We start from the raw sequence: 16,579 nt of genomic DNA, 5'->3' as shown, positions 1-16,579 counted from the left end.
ACTGCCCATGTTTAACAAAAATGCGGCATAGACTAAGGATATCAAAGCAACAGGCTGAACCTACTTTCCATCCGTCACAAATCGCGGCATCATAACAACATTCGCCATCCGGCCTGATAAGTTCGAGGAGATAGAGATGTTTGCCGTTATTTTTGGTCGCCCAGGGTGCCCGTATTGCGTGCGCGCAAAAGAATTAGCAGAAAAATTGAGCAATGAGCATGACGATTTTAACTTCCGCTACATTGATATCCATGCCGAAGGGATTACTAAAGCCGATCTGGAAAAAACGGTAGGTAAGCCAGTTGAGACCGTTCCGCAGATTTTCGTTGATCAACAACACATCGGCGGCTGCACGGATTTTGAAGCGTGGGCAAAAGAGAATATGAATCTGTTCGCCTGATAGCTGTTTCTACGCCCTCCGCTGGAGGGCGTCATCAGTTTTTTTTCCGCCGCTGACGCTGGTTGAATAAACTACTGATAAATAAAAAACACAGTGCCCCAAGCGCACACCAGAACACGGCACTGAACAGCCATGCCACCTCTTGCCACAGCGAACGCGTCGGCATAAAAACGAACCGCATCAGTAACAAGCAACACGGTGCTGCCAGTATTGCACCAAGAAGGGGTTTGAGCACTTCCCGACGGTGGGAGAAAAAGCTTGCCACAGCGCCAGGCAGTATAAAAAATAACAACCCGACCTCAGGATGCCCAGCCGCTCTAAATGCGCCTTTCATATTCAGCGTCAATGAAAGACACACTACAATAAAGAGCACAAAGCAGCAGATCGCACCCGCCCAACTTTGCTTATGTTTCAATCGTTCCTCCTGACATCCTCTCTATCGAACACTCTTTTCGCCCGCAGGCGTCCAGTCAGATAAAGTTACTCGGCATTCCATGCCAAAAACACACCCACACGATTCTTATAGCCGTTGATACGTAATGAGATTAAACTAGCCGCATATATTGTTGTGCTGCATTATTTGGGGCTGTGTACGATGCTGTCGCCCCTTAATTTCTGGCAAAAACATTAGCGTAAATTGCCATTTCTTTCAATAGCTTACTAGTAAACAAGAAGTTAGCCTCCGTGAATATAAACGTCGCAGATTTGTTAAATGGGAATTACATCCTGTTATTATTTGTGGTCCTGGCTCTGGGCCTGTGTCTGGGTAAATTACGCCTGGGTTCAGTCCAACTCGGTAATTCCATTGGCGTTTTAGTGGTCTCCCTATTATTAGGTCAGCAGCACTTTAGTATTAACACTGACGCATTAAATCTTGGCTTTATGCTGTTTATTTTTTGTGTCGGGGTGGAAGCCGGTCCCAACTTTTTTTCGATTTTTTTTCGCGATGGGAAAAATTACCTGATGCTTGCACTGGTGATGGTCGGTAGCGCACTGCTGATCGCCCTGGGGCTGGGTAAGCTATTTGGCTGGGATATCGGCCTGACGGCAGGCATGTTGGCTGGTTCAATGACGTCTACGCCCGTTCTGGTCGGCGCGGGCGATACTTTGCGCCATTCAGGAATGGAAGGTACACAGCTATCCACCGCCCTTGATAACCTGAGCCTGGGTTACGCCCTCACCTATTTAATTGGGTTGGTCAGTCTGATTGTGGGTGCTCGCTATCTGCCAAAACTGCAGCATCAGGATCTGCAAACCAGCGCCCAACAAATCGCGCGTGAGCGCGGGCTGGACACTGACGCCAACCGTAAGGTTTATCTGCCGGTGATCCGCGCCTACCGTGTCGGCCCAGAGCTGGTTGCATGGGCTGACGGGAAAAATCTGCGCGAGCTGGGCATCTACCGCCAGACTGGTTGTTATATTGAGCGTATCCGCCGCAACGGTATTCTGGCCAACCCGGACGGTGACGCAGTGCTGCAAATGGGCGATGAAATTGCCTTAGTGGGCTATCCGGATGCTCATGCTCGCCTCGACCCCAGTTTCCGTAACGGTAAAGAGGTGTTCGATCGCGATCTGCTCGATATGCGTATCGTCACCGAAGAGATTGTGGTGAAAAACCACAATGCCGTAGGTCGTCGTCTGGCCCAGTTGAAGCTGACTGACCATGGCTGCTTCCTGAACCGCGTGATCCGCAGCCAGATCGAGATGCCCATTGACGACAACGTCGTACTTAATAAAGGCGATGTATTACAGGTCAGTGGCGATGCGCGCCGTGTGAAAACCATTGCCGATCGTATCGGCTTTATTTCAATTCACAGCCAGGTGACCGATCTGCTGGCTTTCTGCGCGTTCTTTATTATTGGCCTGATGATCGGGATGATCACCTTCCAGTTCAGTAACTTCAGCTTCGGTATCGGCAACGCGGCCGGGTTGCTCTTTGCCGGAATTATGCTGGGCTTCCTGCGTGCTAACCATCCAACGTTTGGCTACATCCCTCAAGGTGCGCTGAACATGGTCAAAGAGTTTGGCCTGATGGTCTTTATGGCTGGTGTCGGTTTAAGCGCAGGTAGCGGCATTGGTAATGGCCTCGGCGCAGTGGGTGGCCAGATGCTGATTTCAGGTCTAATTGTCAGCCTGGTTCCAGTGATCATCTGTTTCTTATTTGGTGCTTACATATTACGCATGAACCGGGCCCTGCTGTTCGGGGCGATGATGGGGGCGCGTACCTGTGCGCCAGCAATGGAAATCATCAGTGATACCGCGCGCAGCAACATTCCGGCTTTAGGCTATGCGGGCACATACGCGATTGCTAACGTTCTGTTGACGCTGGCGGGGACACTCATCGTCATCATCTGGCCTGGCATTGGTTAGAACTGTTTTTTTTGCTTTTAATGAAAATTTTTTGCAGGTAAGCAGAACTTTTCTTAAAGGCGTCAGTCATAACTATTGCCACTGCTTTTCTTTGATGTCCCCAATTTGTGGAGCCCATCAACCCCGCCGTTTTGGTTCAAGGTTGATGGGTTTTTTGTTGCCTGAAATTCATACCCCTTCCAATCAATCGCTTACTTCATGTGTGGCGATAGCACTCCCTGAAGGGACTTTACGCCGGTATGGGATCTTTTAACGACGTGATTCTGCATACAAATGGAATGCCATTAATACGTGAAAATGACAACCTGGATTACCTGAACCACCGAAACACACCTTACAGGTGTCAGAACTAAGGGCAAAAAGAACCGCAGCATTTTGATCAGCAAAGAGCCAGAGGGTTCCTCTTGTGCAGACAATCAAAAATGAGCCAGGGAATAATTGAATCATCTAGTGCGTGATCAATATCACATAATTTTGGTTGGTAAATAATTACTGCTCACAATCCATAGAGACTGAAAATGAACTTCAAAAAATTAATGATGATCGGCTTTACCGTAGCAGTTTTAGCAAGCTGTACTACTGGTGAAAAAATTCACAATGTTCAGGTTGGCATGACAAAACAACAAGTAATTGATTTGCTTGGAACCCCTGATGGTGATGCAGTTAAAGGTAACAGCGAACAAATCCAGTACAGCAACCGGTTAACATCTGGTTGGGGATGGGATAAGGGTGATTACTACGTTACCTTTGAAAACGGGAAAGTCGTCTCTTATGGAAGCGGCGAAATCCGTGGTGCAGGCGCTCCCGTCAAAGGTGTTGTGGTATTTTAATACGCGCACTCTTATGACATTTGTTAGTTAAACTTTAGTGGCGGCAGCGGTTGGCAATGCCCCGTAGTCGCCACCTCTCACCACCAACCTAACTTATTGATTATCTTGCAAGTCGTTGTTTTTACTAACCCGTTTACATAAATGTTTTTTTGTTGCCTGAAATTTGCCTCTCGTCACCTCTTTATCACCCATTCCCCCTCTAATTTGCAGCATGCCGGTTATGGCACATACTTTTAAACTGTGCTGTTTCCATAATAGGGGTTAGCAATGTTACTTACTGACAAAGTCGCAGTGATCTTCGGCGGCAGCGGGGCTATTGGTAGTGCGGTTGCGCAGGCCATGGCACGCGAAGGTGCCCATGTGTACCTGGGCGCGCGCAGTCAGGAAAAGCTTGATTTGGCGGCCAGTCGCCTGCGAATGGCGGGGGGTACTGTCGATACGTTTATCACCGATGTGCTCGACGAGCACGACACCTCAACACAAATTACCCGCCTGGTACAGCAAATCGGTGGAATTGATGTGGTGGTTAACGCGACCGGCTTTATGCATGAACAAGGCAAGCGCATCGACGCATTATCCCTCTCTGAGTTTATGAGCGGTATCACCCCTTTCCTTTCGGCGCAGTTCAATATCGCAAAAGCCGTAACGCCGCACATGGGCGGCAATCGAGCGGGCGTCATTCTCACCGTTGTCGCGCCCGCGGCCCCGATGGCGATGCCTGGGCATCTCGGCCATATTGTCGGCTGTGCGGGAACAGAGGCCTTTATTAAAGCACTCGCCAGCGAACTGGGACCGATAAACATTCGCGTCGTCGGCGTGCGCTCGCATGCGATTGTGGACGCGGTAGCGGCCGGTTCCTATACCGGGGAGATTTTCACCGCTAAAGCGCAATCAATGGGTTTAACCGTCGAACAATGGTTAGGCGGTGCAGCACAAAGCACCATGATCGGACGCCTGCCTACGCTTGCACAAATCGCTGAGGTTGCAGCCTTTCTGGCTTCAGACCATGCCGGAGCAATGACCGCTACGGTGGTAAATATTACCGGGGGCGCAACCGTAAGCTAATTTACCCGCTCTTTCACGCCATGCGCTGCAGCGAGCCTTTTTTTGCGCTCGGGCGGGAACACAATGCTATACCGCACATAATAACCAACGCGCTGACCAGATGGTATGAATGCAGAGTGACGTGCAAAAATATCACGCTAAATAATCCGCCACTCAGTGGAATCAAGTGTGAATAGATCTCTCCGCGCGTTGCACCAATGGTGCTAATCCCTTTGTTCCATAACAGATATGACAGCCAGGAAGGAAAGATAACAAGATATGCCAGCCCAGTAATAACGCCTGTATTTGCATAGCTATTCCAGCCCGGCATACCATTGTGTATCAACTCCAGAGCCAATACTGGAATAAGCACCATCGCGCCTAGCAGGGCGCTCACGGCGACAAAGGCGTTTCCCTTTACCTCAACCGGTTTAATGCGTAAAAAAGCGCAATAGACCGCCCAGCTCAGCGCTGACCCCATCGTCCAGAAATCGCCCTGGTTCAGGTGTTCAAACACCCGCGTATGCATCACATCACCCTGTGATATCAACCAGATAACGCCAACGGTACTGAGGATCACGCCAGCAATATTACGCGCAAAGATCCGCTCTCTAAAAAAGAACTTATTGATTAACAGGACGAGAGCCGGTGTGGTGGACATATAAATCGCCGCATTGAGCGATGTTGTATATTGCAGACCGATATACAACGTTAAGGGGAAAAGAACCTGACCACATAACGCGAGGAACACGATAGTACCAAAGGATTTTCTCATCGCGGGCCACTGCACGGCGATCTGTCGGAAATAAAGCGCCATCAATAGCAATGCGGTAACTATCCAGCGTGCTGCTGATAAAACGATGGGATTAACGTCGGCAACCAATATATGGCCGACCACATAGTTCCCACCCCAAAAACAGGCAGCCAGACTGAGTAAAAGATAGGGCATATTTGCGCCTTATTGTCAGGTGTACGATGTGGCAACAAGGCTACGGCGGTGTCAGAATGAATGCTAATATAACGTTTTCATCCGTGTGCATAGATTAAAACTATGAAATTAACGCTAAGGCAACTTGAGTTTTACATCGCACTTGCAGAAACATTACAAATTTCCAAAGCTGCTGCGCGCTGCCATATTTCTCAGTCATCAATGACCATTGCCATGCGGAATCTGGAAGAAGCATTAGACGTGCAGCTATTTGTACGTTACCCCAAAGGCGTGAAGTTCACCGCCGAGGGCGAGCGCTTTCTGGCACATGCCTGCAACATCATCAACAGCAGCCGTTCTGCCGTTGACGCTTTGCATGACCGAAGCGAAATTCTCACCGGTACGGTGCGTATAGGCATTGCCGAAACGCTCTCTGCCTATCTTATCCCGGATATACTCAACGATATTGAACGACGTTTCCCACTGCTGGAGATCGTATTTCATGAGGCCACAGCACCAGAACTGGTACAGGCGCTACGGGCACAGAAAGTCGATTTTTGCCTGCTCCTGACCTCAAATATCAGCCACGACACCGATCTGGAAATCGAAACGTTCATTCGTTCACAACGCCGCCTGTGGACGTCTGTTGGACATCCGCTCCAGAGCCAGCCCTCGATCCACCTTACTGATGTCGTAAAGCAGCCGTTTTTACTGCTGGAAACCGATAAATACCCTGACGTGATCATCGATTACTGGCGGCAGCGTGGCTATACGCCCAATATCTGTTTTCGCAGCAACTCTTTTGAGGCAATAAGAAGCCTGGTCGCTAAAGGCAGAGGAATAACCATTTTATCTGATCTGGTTTATCGCCCGTGGTCGCTGGATGGCCTGCGCGTCATGCACAGAACAATTGATGATTTTATTACCTGGATGGACGTCGGGACGGTAAAAACAGCGGCTCAACCGCTGACAATAGAGGCGATGAAAGTCATCGACTTTTTACGTCAGGCGATTTCCCGCCTCGACAAGCCATTCTAATGATTTTACTTCTGCGGCACGCCAGCAATGCGTTCCACCATCATCAGAATATCTTCCCGCGATAGCGGTTTTTTGTCCGTGACAAAATGCAGCGTCATACCTTCAAGAAACGCATCCAGCGCGCGTGCAGTTACCGGCTCGAACCACTGTTCCAGCGTCTGCTGACTGCGTAACATCCAGTTTTGCATAACCGTCTTTAACGCCGGTTTACGACTGGCAAACGCATACAATTGGTACATGAGTTCCATATTGCCAGGCGTCGTGACCTGGGAGCTATAGATCATATCGGTAATGGCATGGCAGGCCTGTGACGCATTTTCAACACCGGCAAAAAATGCCTGATATTGCACAGACATGGTGTCAGTAAAACGCGCGAAGGCCTCCATTAAAAGCTCATCTATTCCCGAAAAGTAATAGGTCATTGAGCCCAGCGGTACCTCGGCAATCATGGCGATTTTCCGGTGTGTAACCCCATGAATACCATGGATTATAACCGCATCCAGCGTGGCCTGGACTATTTTATCCCGTCGTTGTGGGTCGTTCGCGCGTCGCACTGCATTACCTCTTTTTGCATTTGTGTACAAATGTACACAACCTTGCTAATGTTGTCTTCTTCCCTCTTTTCTTTGGCTCGAATTCATGACTGGCATCTCATCACGCAAAGCCTTAAGACGCCGTATGTGGGCGCTTTTCACGTTCTTCTTTTTACCAGGTTTGTTAATGGCTTCCTGGGCGACGCGTACTCCTGCCATCCGAGATATCCTCTCTATTTCCACCGCCGAAATGGGCGCGGTGTTGTTTGGACTCTCAATTGGCTCGATGAGCGGCATTCTTTGTTCGGCCTGGCTGGTGAAACGATTTGGCACACGAAACGTCATCCGCACCACCATGTCATGCGCGGTTCTGGGCATGGCAATTCTCAGCCTCGCATTATGGTTGCATTCCGCATGGCTGTTTGCGTTTGGTCTGGGCGTGTTTGGCGCCAGTTTTGGCGCTGCTGAAGTTGCAATCAACGTCGAAGGCGCAGCGGTTGAGCGTGAAATGAACAAAACTGTGCTGCCGATGATGCATGGTTTTTACAGCCTGGGAACGCTAGCTGGCGCAGGTGTTGGCATGGTACTTACCGCCGTCAGCGTCCCAGCGACGGCACATATTCTGCTGGCGGCGATGGTGGCTATTACCCCTATTTTTATCGCTATTAAGGCTATCCCCGACGGCACAGGTAAGAATGCGACTGACGGTTCGCACGCCGTTGAAAAAGGGTTGCCATTCTATCGCGATATTCAATTGCTGCTGATTGGCGTCGTGGTGCTGGCGATGGCGTTTGCCGAAGGTTCCGCCAACGACTGGCTTCCCTTGCTGATGGTTGATGGGCATGGATTTAGCCCGACATCCGGATCGCTGATTTATGCCGGCTTTACGCTCGGTATGACCGTCGGGCGCTTCACCGGTGGCTGGTTCATCGACCGCTACAGCCGTGTGGCAGTAGTCCGCGCCAGTGCACTGATGGGCGCGCTCGGCATCAGCCTGATCATTTTTGTCGACAGCTCATGGGTGGCAGGCGTCTCGGTGATCCTTTGGGGACTAGGGGCTTCTCTCGGCTTCCCGCTGACCATTTCGGCCGCCAGCGATACCGGCCCTGATGCGCCAACCCGCGTGAGCGTTGTTGCGACTACTGGCTATCTGGCATTCCTGGTCGGTCCGCCGCTGCTGGGTTATTTGGGTGAACACTATGGCCTGCGCAGCGCCATGCTGGTTGTGCTGGCGCTGGTGCTTGTCGCGGCCATCGTTGCGAAGGCTGTGGCTAAACCGGATGTCAAAAATACAACTGTGATGGAGAACGGCTAATGGGTATCAAGTTAATTGCAGTAGACATGGATGGCACGTTTTTAAGTGACCAAAAGACCTATAACCGCGAGCGGTTTATGGCGCAGTACCGTCAAATGAAAGCGCAGGGGATCCGCTTTGTGGTCGCCAGCGGCAATCAGTATTACCAGCTGATCTCTTTTTTCCCCGAACTGGCCAATGAAATCTCATTTGTGGCAGAAAACGGGGGCTGGGTGGTCAGCGAAGGGGAAGATATTTTTAACGGTGAACTGGCTAAAGACGATTTCCAGACCATCGTGGAGCATCTGCTAACCCGCGCAGACATCGAGATTATCGCCTGCGGTAAAAACAGCGCCTACACTCTGAAACAGTACAGCGATGAGCATAAATCCATCTCTGCCATGTATTATCACCGTCTTGAATTTGTCGATAACTTCGACAACATCAACGATGTATTCTTCAAGTTTGGGCTGAATATCTCTGACGATCGCATTCCCCAGGTGCAGGCAGATCTTCATGAGGCGATTGGCGACATTATGGTACCGGTGCATACCGGTTACGGCAGTATCGATTTAATTATTCCGGGCGTTCATAAAGCCAACGGTTTACGTCTGCTGCAACAACGCTGGAATATCAGCGACGATGAGGTCGTGGTATTTGGTGATGGTGGAAATGATATTGAGATGCTACGCCAGGCCGGATTTAGCTTCGCAATGGCCAACGCTCACGAACCTGTTGTTCAGGCAGCAAAATATCGTGCGGGTTCGAATAACGAAGAAGGCGTGCTGAATGTCATAGATCGTGTACTAAAAAATGAAGCGCCCTTTACTCGTTAACGCATCAGCACAGACGGCAACAAAATGATGGCATGATCTATTCATAATCCGCCTCAAATTAACCCGCTGGATTATTAACTCCAGTGAATATTTCAGGCGAGCGAATTATGAAGAAAAGTGTACTGATGGCAACAGTGTTGCTGGGATTTGCAGGAACAGCATTTGCGCAGAATGTTACTGTTGATGTGCCAAGCGGGTACAAAGTGGTGGTCGTTCCTTCTTCCGTCAACGTTCCGCAGGCGGTCAGTGTCACTACTGCCCCGCAAACGGTTTATGTTGCTCCGGCAGCCACTCCAGCCCCTGTTTACCGCGCACATCCGTATGCGCGTCATGTTGCCAGCGTAGGTGAAGGGATGGTCATTGAGCATCAGATTGACGACCATCACTAATGATTGCAAAGCCCGGAAACCGGGCTTTAACCTTCCCGGGAATTCCCTACCCGTTTATCTTTCAGGAAGATAACCATCAGAATCAACCACAGCACACCGCTCGCCAGATTAAACAGACTGAACAAGCCGTTTCCACCCAGCAGATAAGCATGTTTGCTCAGCTCAATACCGACGGTAAAGATCAGCATTTGCAGCATACCCATTGCTGCTGAAACGGTTCCTTTGCTCATTTCACTGGCAAACAGCGTCAGGCGCACCAACCCGGCATTCGCCACGCCAATGCCAAACGCATAAAGACTTAAACCTGCCGTCATCCACAGATACGCATGAGAAGAAACAACCGTGGCCGCGGCGGCAATGATCAATCCCACGGAGATTGGCCAGCCCCCCATGATAATCAGCGAGCGCACCGTGCGGCGTGATGTCAGACGCGCCAGCACCAGGTTACCCGCAATCAGTGCGCCAAAAATCGGTACCTGAAGCAGGCCATATTCGTAGCTGCTGAGATGTTCGCCACTGATAATAATGATCGGGGACTGCGCAATCCACGCCAGCAATGGCAGACTGACAAAGCCCAATGCCAGTGCACCTGCGACAAAACGCACATTCTTTAGCACCAGCTTATAATCTTTGCCCAACTCTTTGATGGAAAGCTTCTCGCCCAGACGGGTAGCCGTTTCCGGCATCGCGCGCTGCAGGCCGAAAAAGGCGATTGCAGCCAGTGCGGCAAACAGGACAAACATGCCTTCCCACGGAAGGACGTGTACCCAGGCGGCTCCAACCAACGGCCCCAAAAGCGGTGCAATCAATGCTACGTTCGCCATTAGCGCAGTGATTTTAATGCACACCGCTTCTTCAAAGGACTCCTGAATGGCGGCGTAACCTACCGCGCCAATAAAGCACAGGCGAATTCCCTGTAAAAATCGCAGGAAAGTAAATTGCTCAATATTTTGTGCAAACAGCGTTGCGAGGCAGGTCACAATGAACCAAACCACCCCGGTTAACATCACCGGACGACGACCAACACGATCCGACAGCGGCCCTAACAACCACTGTAAAAACATGCCGCCTGCCAGATAAGCGGTCATGGACGTTGGAACCCAATCTAAACCGGCCTGATATTGCTCCACCACCGCCAACATTCCGGGTTGGATCATATCGTTACCGATATACGTAGAGAATTCGTAAAGCACCAGACAGAGAGGGAAAAGTAATGCCTGACGCCCCAAACGGGCGCCTGAAGATAAACGGTTCTGCATGCAATCTCTTAACAAATGAAAAAACGCGCAAAGTGTAATAAATGCGCCGTACTGGTGATAGTGAATTATGTGATTTGAAAGCAAAATGCGCACATTTTTACACTCAATTGCACGATAGCTTTTTGTTTTAAGGTTAATTTAAGTTGAGGCCGCTATCATGCTCAATAAGCCTCATTAATTGTCTTAAAAAGCGTCATTTAACAGACAAATAGGACAAGACCGCTTTTTATCGCCTGAAAGCAATTTTATGATCCCCCAATAGGGGCCTTTTTAACGATTACATTGAGTTGGATGTTATGCTGGAAAATCTGAACAACTCGCTTTTTTACCTGATCAACGCCACGCCGGACTCTGCGCAATGGACGATCTCGCTCGCCATTTTTATTGCCAAAGATCTGATTAGCATCGTACCGCTACTGGCGATCATTCTCTGGCTTTGGGGACCGCAAAACCGCGTGACCATCCAGCGCCAGTTGGTCATAAAAATGGCGATTGCGCTGGCAGTCGGTCTGACCATTTCATGGTTCATGGGGCATTTATTCCCTCACGACCGGCCATTCGTCAATCATATCGGCTACAACTTCCTGCACCATGCTGCAGATGACTCTTTCCCGAGCGATCACGGTACGGTTATCTTTACCTTCGCGTTGGCCTTCCTGTTCTGGCACCGCCTGTGGTCCGGAGCACTGTTGATGGTCGTCGCCGTGGCGATTGCCTGGTCGCGTGTTTACCTCGGCGTACACTGGCCGCTGGATATGCTGGGGGGGTTACTGGCCGGTCTGATCGGTTGCCTGAGCGCCCAGATGATCTGGCAACGATTCGGCAAAACCCTGTACCACGGTTTGCAAACCTGCTATCGCACCTGCTTCGCCCTGCCTATTCGTAAAGGCTGGGTACGTGACTAACCCACGGTAAAGAGAGTAGTATTAAGCGCGAAACTGAGCACGTATTCTACTCTCCAGGGGATCTATGGAAACTCGACGCGACGAGCGTATTGGTCAATTACTGCAGGCGCTAAAACGCAGCGATAAATTACACCTTAAAGAAGCCGCGACACTGCTGGGTGTATCAGAAATGACCATTCGTCGCGATCTGAATAATAACACGGCCCCGGTCGTACTGCTTGGGGGCTATATTGTTCTGGAACCCCGTAGTGCCAGCCACTATTTAATCAGCGATCAAAAATCCCGCCTGGTTGATGAAAAACGCCGGGCAGCGCAGCAGGCTGCCAGCCTTGTCCAGGCGCATCAGACCGTTTTCTTCGACTGCGGAACAACAACGCCGTGGATCATTGAAGCGATCGATAATGAACTACCGTTCACCGCAATATGCTATTCACTGAATACGTTTCTGGTGTTGCAGGAGAAACCACAGTGCCGCGTCATTTTATGTGGCGGCGAATTCCACGCCAGTAATGCTATTTTCAAGCCACTCGATTTTCAGGAAACCTTGAATAACGTCTGCCCGGATATCGCTTTTTATTCTGCAGCCGGCGTGCATATCGATAAAGGCGCAACCTGTTTTAACCTCGAGGAATTGCCGGTTAAACACTGGGCGATGTCGATGGCGCAGTATCATGTTCTGGTGGTTGATCACAGCAAGTTTGGGAAGGTGCGTCCCGCGAGGATGGGCGAATTAAAACGCTTTGATACCATCATTAGCGATAACCGCCCGGATGATGCGTTTGTCGAGTATGCCAAAGCGCAACATATCAAATTGATGTACTGAATTTGTGCCGGATGACGGTGCTATCACCTCGTCATCCGGCATCAGCAATTAAGAGAACCAGCCACCAAACCACTGGTGGAATTTCATCATAACGAAGTCCCACATCCGGCTAAAGAATCCCCCCTCTTCCACCGCTTCCATCACCATCAACGGACGCTGTTCAATCGATTTTCCGTTCAACTGGAAGTCGATTGTCCCCACAACCTGGCCTTTCTTCAGTGGCGCGGTCAGTTGTGGCTCTGTCAGGGTAAAGCTCGCTTTCAGGTTTTTCAGCTGACCGCGCGGAATGGTCACAGACCCACCTTCCCCAGCGCCCAGATTGACTTCACTCTTATCACCAAACCAGACACGTTGGGTAACAAAGGTGGCATCCGGTTTAATCGGCGTAACGGTTTCAAAGAAGCGGAAACCCCATGTCAGCAGCTTTTCGGATTCATTAAAGCGAATGCGATCGGTTTTTGCCCCCAGCACCACGGAGATCAAACGCATATCGCCCTGTGTCGCGGATGCAACCAGGTTATAACCGGCTCCCGCCGTGGTGCCCGTTTTCATACCATCCACATTCAGGTTGGTACTCCACAGCAGGCGGTTACGGTTTGGCTGGCGAATTTTATTAAAGGTAAACTCTTTCTCTTTATGGATGGCGTACTCTTCCGGCACATCGTGGATTAACGCTTTACCCAACAATGCCATATCACGCGCGGTACTGAACTGCCCTGCGGCATCCAGGCCATGTACCGTCTGGAAAGTCGTGTTCGTCAGTCCCAGTTTTTGCGCATAGCCGTTCATCAAACCAATAAACGATTCCTGGCTTCCGGCAACATAATCAGCGAGCGCAATACAGGCATCATTACCAGACTGAATGATCACGCCTTTGTTCAGATCGGACACCGCAACCTGATCGCCAGGCTTGAGGAACATCACAGAAGAGCCGCGCAGAGCCGGATTCCCGGTAGCCCAGGCATCTTTCCCGACGGTAACCATGTCATTCAGATTAATTTTCCCGGCTTTTAGCGCCTGACCGACCACATAGCTGGTCATAATTTTGGTCAGACTGGCGGGGTCCAGTTTCTCATCGGCATTACCTTCCGCCAGCACTTTGCCGCTGGCGTAATCCATTAAGATCCACGCACGTGCGTCAACGCTCGGCGGGGCCGTTGGTTGTTCCGCCGCCTGTACGGTCGGCGCAAAAAGGATTAACAGTGCTGAACCTGCAGCAAGGCTGCGTAGGGAAGAGAAGTATTGCGTCATAAATGCCACCCGAGTATCCATTCCAAAAAACCACGTCATACCACACCGTGTTTACACAAAACCGGCCAAGTTGCCTCAGCCAACCATACAGAAAAGTTCTGATGGATGACGTGTAAAATAAGTGCGGTGAGTAATAACGCACTAACGAGCTTAAAGAAACCGTAAGTTGGTAAAGTTTTTAAAGTTTATGCAATAACGCTGCGCTGCGCTGCTCTCATCACGATTTTTTTGCGCCTTGTTGCGTAAATATTAGGTTTACCCCACCATGTGAGCGAGTCAGATAGAGAATGCAGCCATAACGCTGCTCAATTAATTTGCGGGGTTACTATGATTACACTGTGGGGTCGCAATAATTCGACCAACGTAAAAAAAGTATTGTGGACACTCGAAGAACTGGAACTGCCGTACAGCCAAATTCTGGCTGGCGGACAGCATGGCGTAAATCATGACGCAGACTATCTGGCGATGAACCCTAACGGGCTGGTTCCACTGCTACGCGATGACGAAACAGACGTATTGCTGTGGGAATCCAATACCATTGTCCGCTACCTCGCAGCCCAGTACGGGCAAAAACGACTGTGGGTTGACGCCCCGGCGAAACGCGCCGAGGGCGAAAAATGGATGGACTGGGCTAACCAGACGCTGAGCCCTGCACATCGGGTAATCTTATTTGGTCTGGTCAGAACCCCTGCCGATCAACGCGACCAGACAGCCATCGAGGCCGGTGCGAAGGTCTGCGATAACCTGTTTGCCATTCTCGACAACGCACTGGCCGACCGGGCATGGTTCTCTGGCGCTGAATTTGGCACTGCGGACATCGCCGTCGCGCCGTTCATCTATAACCTGTTTAATGTCGGCTTGAGCTGGACGCCGCGCCCTCACCTGGAACGTTGGTATCAACAGCTCACCGAGCGCCCGGCATTCCAGAAAGTCGTGATGATCCCGGTCAGCTAATCCTGTCAGGGACTGACTTTCAGTAATTCCCCGTCGGACTCGTCGGTTAATACATACAAATAGCCGTCTGGTCCGACGCGCACATCGCGGATTCGCTGCCCTCTGTCATGCAAAATTCGCCCGTCTTCCGTCACTGTATTGCCCTTCACGCTTAACACAATCACCCCCTGTTCTTTCAGCGCGCCAATAAACAGTTTGTGTCGCCACTGTGGGAACGTATCGTGGTTATAAAAGGCCATCCCACTGACAGCAGGTGATTTTTCCCAGTAAAAGATAGGCTGCTCGGTGCCCGCCACAATAGAGCCTTTTGCTTCGGGTATGTTGAAACCACTGTAGTTAACGCCCCATGTCGCGATTGGCCACCCATAGTTTTTACCTTTCTCGGGGATATTGATCTCATCTCCGCCACGCGGACCATGCTCGTTGAGCCACAACGCATCGCTCCAGGGATTCATCGCCATCCCCTGCGGATTACGGATGCCATACGACCATATTTCAGCCCGCGCGCCAGTCTGATTCACAAACGGGTTATCCGGTGGAATTTTGCCCTCGTCTGTTAGTCGAACTACTTTGCCCTGTAATTTATCCAGCTCCTGAGCGGTTATGCGCTGGTTATTCTCGCCAAGGCCTATAAACAGATAACCTTTGCCATCAAATACCATACGCCCGCCAAAATGGTTCCCGGTTGATAACTTAGGCATTTGGCGGAATACCGTCTGGAAGCCCTGCAGGTGTTTACGATCGTCACTTAGCCGCCCGTAGCCTACTGCTGTTCCGGCTTTCCCTTCACTGTCAGCTTCCGCAAAGCTAATCCATACCCGCCGGGATTGGGCAAAATCCGGCGCTAACACCACATCGAGCAAGCCGCCCTGGCCATTCGCCCAAACCTTAGGGACGCCAGTCAGTGGATCGGAAAGCCCCTTATCGGGTTGCCAGAGCCGAAGCTGCCCTCCTCTGAGCGTAATCAGCATACTGCGATTATCCGGTAAAAAGGCCAGCGACCACGGGTGGTCGAGTTTGGTTTGCAGGACCTCCACCTTGACGGCAGCGGCATAGGGGGAAAGCAACGCCAATGAGGCAACACAGAGAAAGAGTCGACGCATAGCACCTCCTTAATGGCTCTGCTTAAAGCGTAGCCAGCAAGGGGAATTATCCCGCCACCTTTACATAATCTTAACGAAAAGGGGGAGCGCTCTCCCCCTGGTTCAGATGTGTTCCAGCGTTGAATAAGCTTGCAAACTCTGGATACTCAGCGTCAGCGTTGTCAGGCAGTTTTCCAGTTTCTCTGCGTTAACGGCAATAAAGTTCGGACAATCATGATGTCCACTCATCAGACAAACAGCGGTGGCGGCTAACGCCCCTTCAGCACGACGAAGGGCATTCCACTCTTCCTGATCAAGATGCATACCGTGGAGCTGTGATTGATCGTGCAATTCGCGATTCAGTTCAAAAAAGCTATCACGCAGACGATCGCTCTCGCTGACTGACATATAGCCTTTCGCTTTTCTCAACAGCAGATAAGCGGCAAGATCGATACGGGCGTTTATCAATTTGTTGAGAAGATCGGTTCTCAGTCTGTCAACAACCATACCTTGTTCCTCCTCTTTCCAACCATGGTGCAACTTAATAGTATGGTTGTTTTTTGAACAAATTGATGCTCTATATCAATAAAGCCTAATTGATTAACATAATTTACAATGTTACAACTTTCGGCCTGATGCAGGT

General features: G+C 50.5%; 19 protein-coding genes. 12 read left to right on the top strand and 7 right to left on the bottom strand.

All coding sequences use genetic code 11. The annotated features are described in order from the left end of the window. Nucleotides 1-136: 136 nt before the first annotated feature. Complete coding sequence (locus QMN38_RS08520; RefSeq protein ID WP_005123606.1) at nt 137-400, top strand: GrxA family glutaredoxin; 264 nt, start codon at nt 137-139, stop codon at nt 398-400. A 34-nt stretch (nt 401-434) separates the two neighbouring features. Here QMN38_RS08520 and QMN38_RS08515 read toward each other — a convergent pair whose 3' ends face one another. Beyond that, nucleotides 435-815, bottom strand: coding sequence for an inner membrane protein YbjM (locus QMN38_RS08515; protein WP_271456561.1), 381 nt, complete (start codon nt 813-815; stop codon nt 435-437). 269 nt (nt 816-1,084) lie between these two features. Between QMN38_RS08515 and QMN38_RS08510 the strand changes: the two genes are divergently transcribed. From QMN38_RS08510 to QMN38_RS08500, 4 genes are all read left to right on the top strand, one after another. Beyond that, nucleotides 1,085-2,770 (top strand): aspartate:alanine antiporter, encoded by a 1,686-nt coding sequence (locus tag QMN38_RS08510; protein WP_323604838.1) that lies wholly within the window; start codon nt 1,085-1,087, stop codon nt 2,768-2,770. 218 nt (nt 2,771-2,988) lie between these two features. Beyond that, entirely contained in the window at nt 2,989-3,123 is a 135-nt protein-coding gene (locus tag QMN38_RS26980) for a DUF6966 domain-containing protein (RefSeq protein ID WP_416348258.1), read from the top strand. A gap of 165 nt (nt 3,124-3,288) precedes the next feature. Further along, complete coding sequence (gene bamE, locus QMN38_RS08505) at nt 3,289-3,600, top strand: outer membrane protein assembly factor BamE domain-containing protein (protein WP_052951303.1); 312 nt, start codon at nt 3,289-3,291, stop codon at nt 3,598-3,600. 267 nt (nt 3,601-3,867) lie between these two features. Then, nucleotides 3,868-4,665, top strand: coding sequence for an SDR family NAD(P)-dependent oxidoreductase (locus QMN38_RS08500; RefSeq protein ID WP_323604837.1), 798 nt, complete (start codon nt 3,868-3,870; stop codon nt 4,663-4,665). A 13-nt stretch (nt 4,666-4,678) separates the two neighbouring features. Here the strand turns inward: QMN38_RS08500 and QMN38_RS08495 are convergent, their stop codons facing one another. Continuing rightward, nucleotides 4,679-5,593, bottom strand: coding sequence for a DMT family transporter (locus QMN38_RS08495; RefSeq protein ID WP_323604836.1), 915 nt, complete (start codon nt 5,591-5,593; stop codon nt 4,679-4,681). A gap of 102 nt (nt 5,594-5,695) precedes the next feature. Between QMN38_RS08495 and QMN38_RS08490 the strand changes: the two genes are divergently transcribed. Then, nucleotides 5,696-6,610, top strand: a complete 915-nt coding sequence (locus tag QMN38_RS08490; RefSeq protein ID WP_323604835.1) for a LysR family transcriptional regulator — start codon at nt 5,696-5,698, stop codon at nt 6,608-6,610. Between the two features lie 5 nt (nt 6,611-6,615). Here the strand turns inward: QMN38_RS08490 and QMN38_RS08485 are convergent, their stop codons facing one another. Further along, a complete protein-coding gene (locus QMN38_RS08485) occupies nt 6,616-7,164 on the bottom strand; it encodes a TetR/AcrR family transcriptional regulator (protein ID WP_271440623.1) in 549 nt (182 codons plus the stop codon). Between the two features lie 85 nt (nt 7,165-7,249). Between QMN38_RS08485 and QMN38_RS08480 the strand changes: the two genes are divergently transcribed. From QMN38_RS08480 to QMN38_RS08470, 3 genes are all read left to right on the top strand, one after another. Continuing rightward, complete coding sequence (locus QMN38_RS08480; protein WP_271454504.1) at nt 7,250-8,458, top strand: MFS transporter; 1,209 nt, start codon at nt 7,250-7,252, stop codon at nt 8,456-8,458. Further along, nucleotides 8,458-9,273, top strand: a complete 816-nt coding sequence (locus QMN38_RS08475; protein ID WP_271440621.1) for a Cof-type HAD-IIB family hydrolase — start codon at nt 8,458-8,460, stop codon at nt 9,271-9,273. Before QMN38_RS08480 ends, QMN38_RS08475 begins: the two co-directional genes overlap by 1 nt. A gap of 107 nt (nt 9,274-9,380) precedes the next feature. Beyond that, a complete protein-coding gene (locus QMN38_RS08470; RefSeq protein WP_271440620.1) occupies nt 9,381-9,662 on the top strand; it encodes a hypothetical protein in 282 nt (93 codons plus the stop codon). A gap of 26 nt (nt 9,663-9,688) precedes the next feature. On the opposite strand, the gene QMN38_RS08465 is transcribed toward QMN38_RS08470, so the two are convergent. Continuing rightward, on the bottom strand, nt 9,689-10,921 hold the full coding sequence (locus QMN38_RS08465) for an MFS transporter (protein ID WP_323604834.1): 1,233 nt from the start codon (nt 10,919-10,921) through the stop codon (nt 9,689-9,691). 296 nt (nt 10,922-11,217) lie between these two features. On the opposite strand from QMN38_RS08465, the gene ybjG reads away from it, so the two are divergent. Both ybjG and deoR read left to right on the top strand, forming a co-directional pair. Next, nucleotides 11,218-11,826: an undecaprenyl-diphosphate phosphatase gene (ybjG, locus tag QMN38_RS08460; protein ID WP_271440619.1), complete on the top strand. Its 609-nt coding sequence runs from the start codon at nt 11,218-11,220 to the stop codon at nt 11,824-11,826. Between the two features lie 64 nt (nt 11,827-11,890). Further along, entirely contained in the window at nt 11,891-12,649 is a 759-nt protein-coding gene (gene deoR / locus QMN38_RS08455) for a DNA-binding transcriptional repressor DeoR (protein ID WP_048212169.1), read from the top strand. A 48-nt stretch (nt 12,650-12,697) separates the two neighbouring features. Here the strand turns inward: deoR and dacC are convergent, their stop codons facing one another. Further along, nucleotides 12,698-13,900 carry a serine-type D-Ala-D-Ala carboxypeptidase gene (gene dacC / locus QMN38_RS08450; protein WP_137384369.1) on the bottom strand — a complete coding sequence of 401 codons (1,203 nt, stop codon included), beginning with the start codon at nt 13,898-13,900 and terminating at the stop codon, nt 12,698-12,700. 327 nt (nt 13,901-14,227) lie between these two features. Here dacC and QMN38_RS08445 point away from each other — a divergent pair, with 327 nt between their 5' ends. Next, nucleotides 14,228-14,854, top strand: a complete 627-nt coding sequence (locus tag QMN38_RS08445) for a glutathione S-transferase family protein (RefSeq protein WP_271449695.1) — start codon at nt 14,228-14,230, stop codon at nt 14,852-14,854. Nucleotides 14,855-14,859: 5 nt separating this feature from the next. On the opposite strand, the gene QMN38_RS08440 is transcribed toward QMN38_RS08445, so the two are convergent. Next, nucleotides 14,860-15,957: a PQQ-dependent sugar dehydrogenase gene (locus tag QMN38_RS08440; RefSeq protein WP_271440618.1), complete on the bottom strand. Its 1,098-nt coding sequence runs from the start codon at nt 15,955-15,957 to the stop codon at nt 14,860-14,862. A 102-nt stretch (nt 15,958-16,059) separates the two neighbouring features. Beyond that, nucleotides 16,060-16,443: a biofilm formation regulator BssR gene (gene bssR / locus QMN38_RS08435; RefSeq protein WP_202039054.1), complete on the bottom strand. Its 384-nt coding sequence runs from the start codon at nt 16,441-16,443 to the stop codon at nt 16,060-16,062. Nucleotides 16,444-16,579 lie beyond the last annotated feature (136 nt).

This window comes from Citrobacter sp. R-1.5.2 (assembly GCF_035064245.1).
Lineage (GTDB): Bacteria > Pseudomonadota > Gammaproteobacteria > Enterobacterales > Enterobacteriaceae > Citrobacter.
The sequence above is the reverse complement of the archived record's forward strand: the minus strand, read 5'-3'. Positions and strand labels throughout refer to the sequence as shown.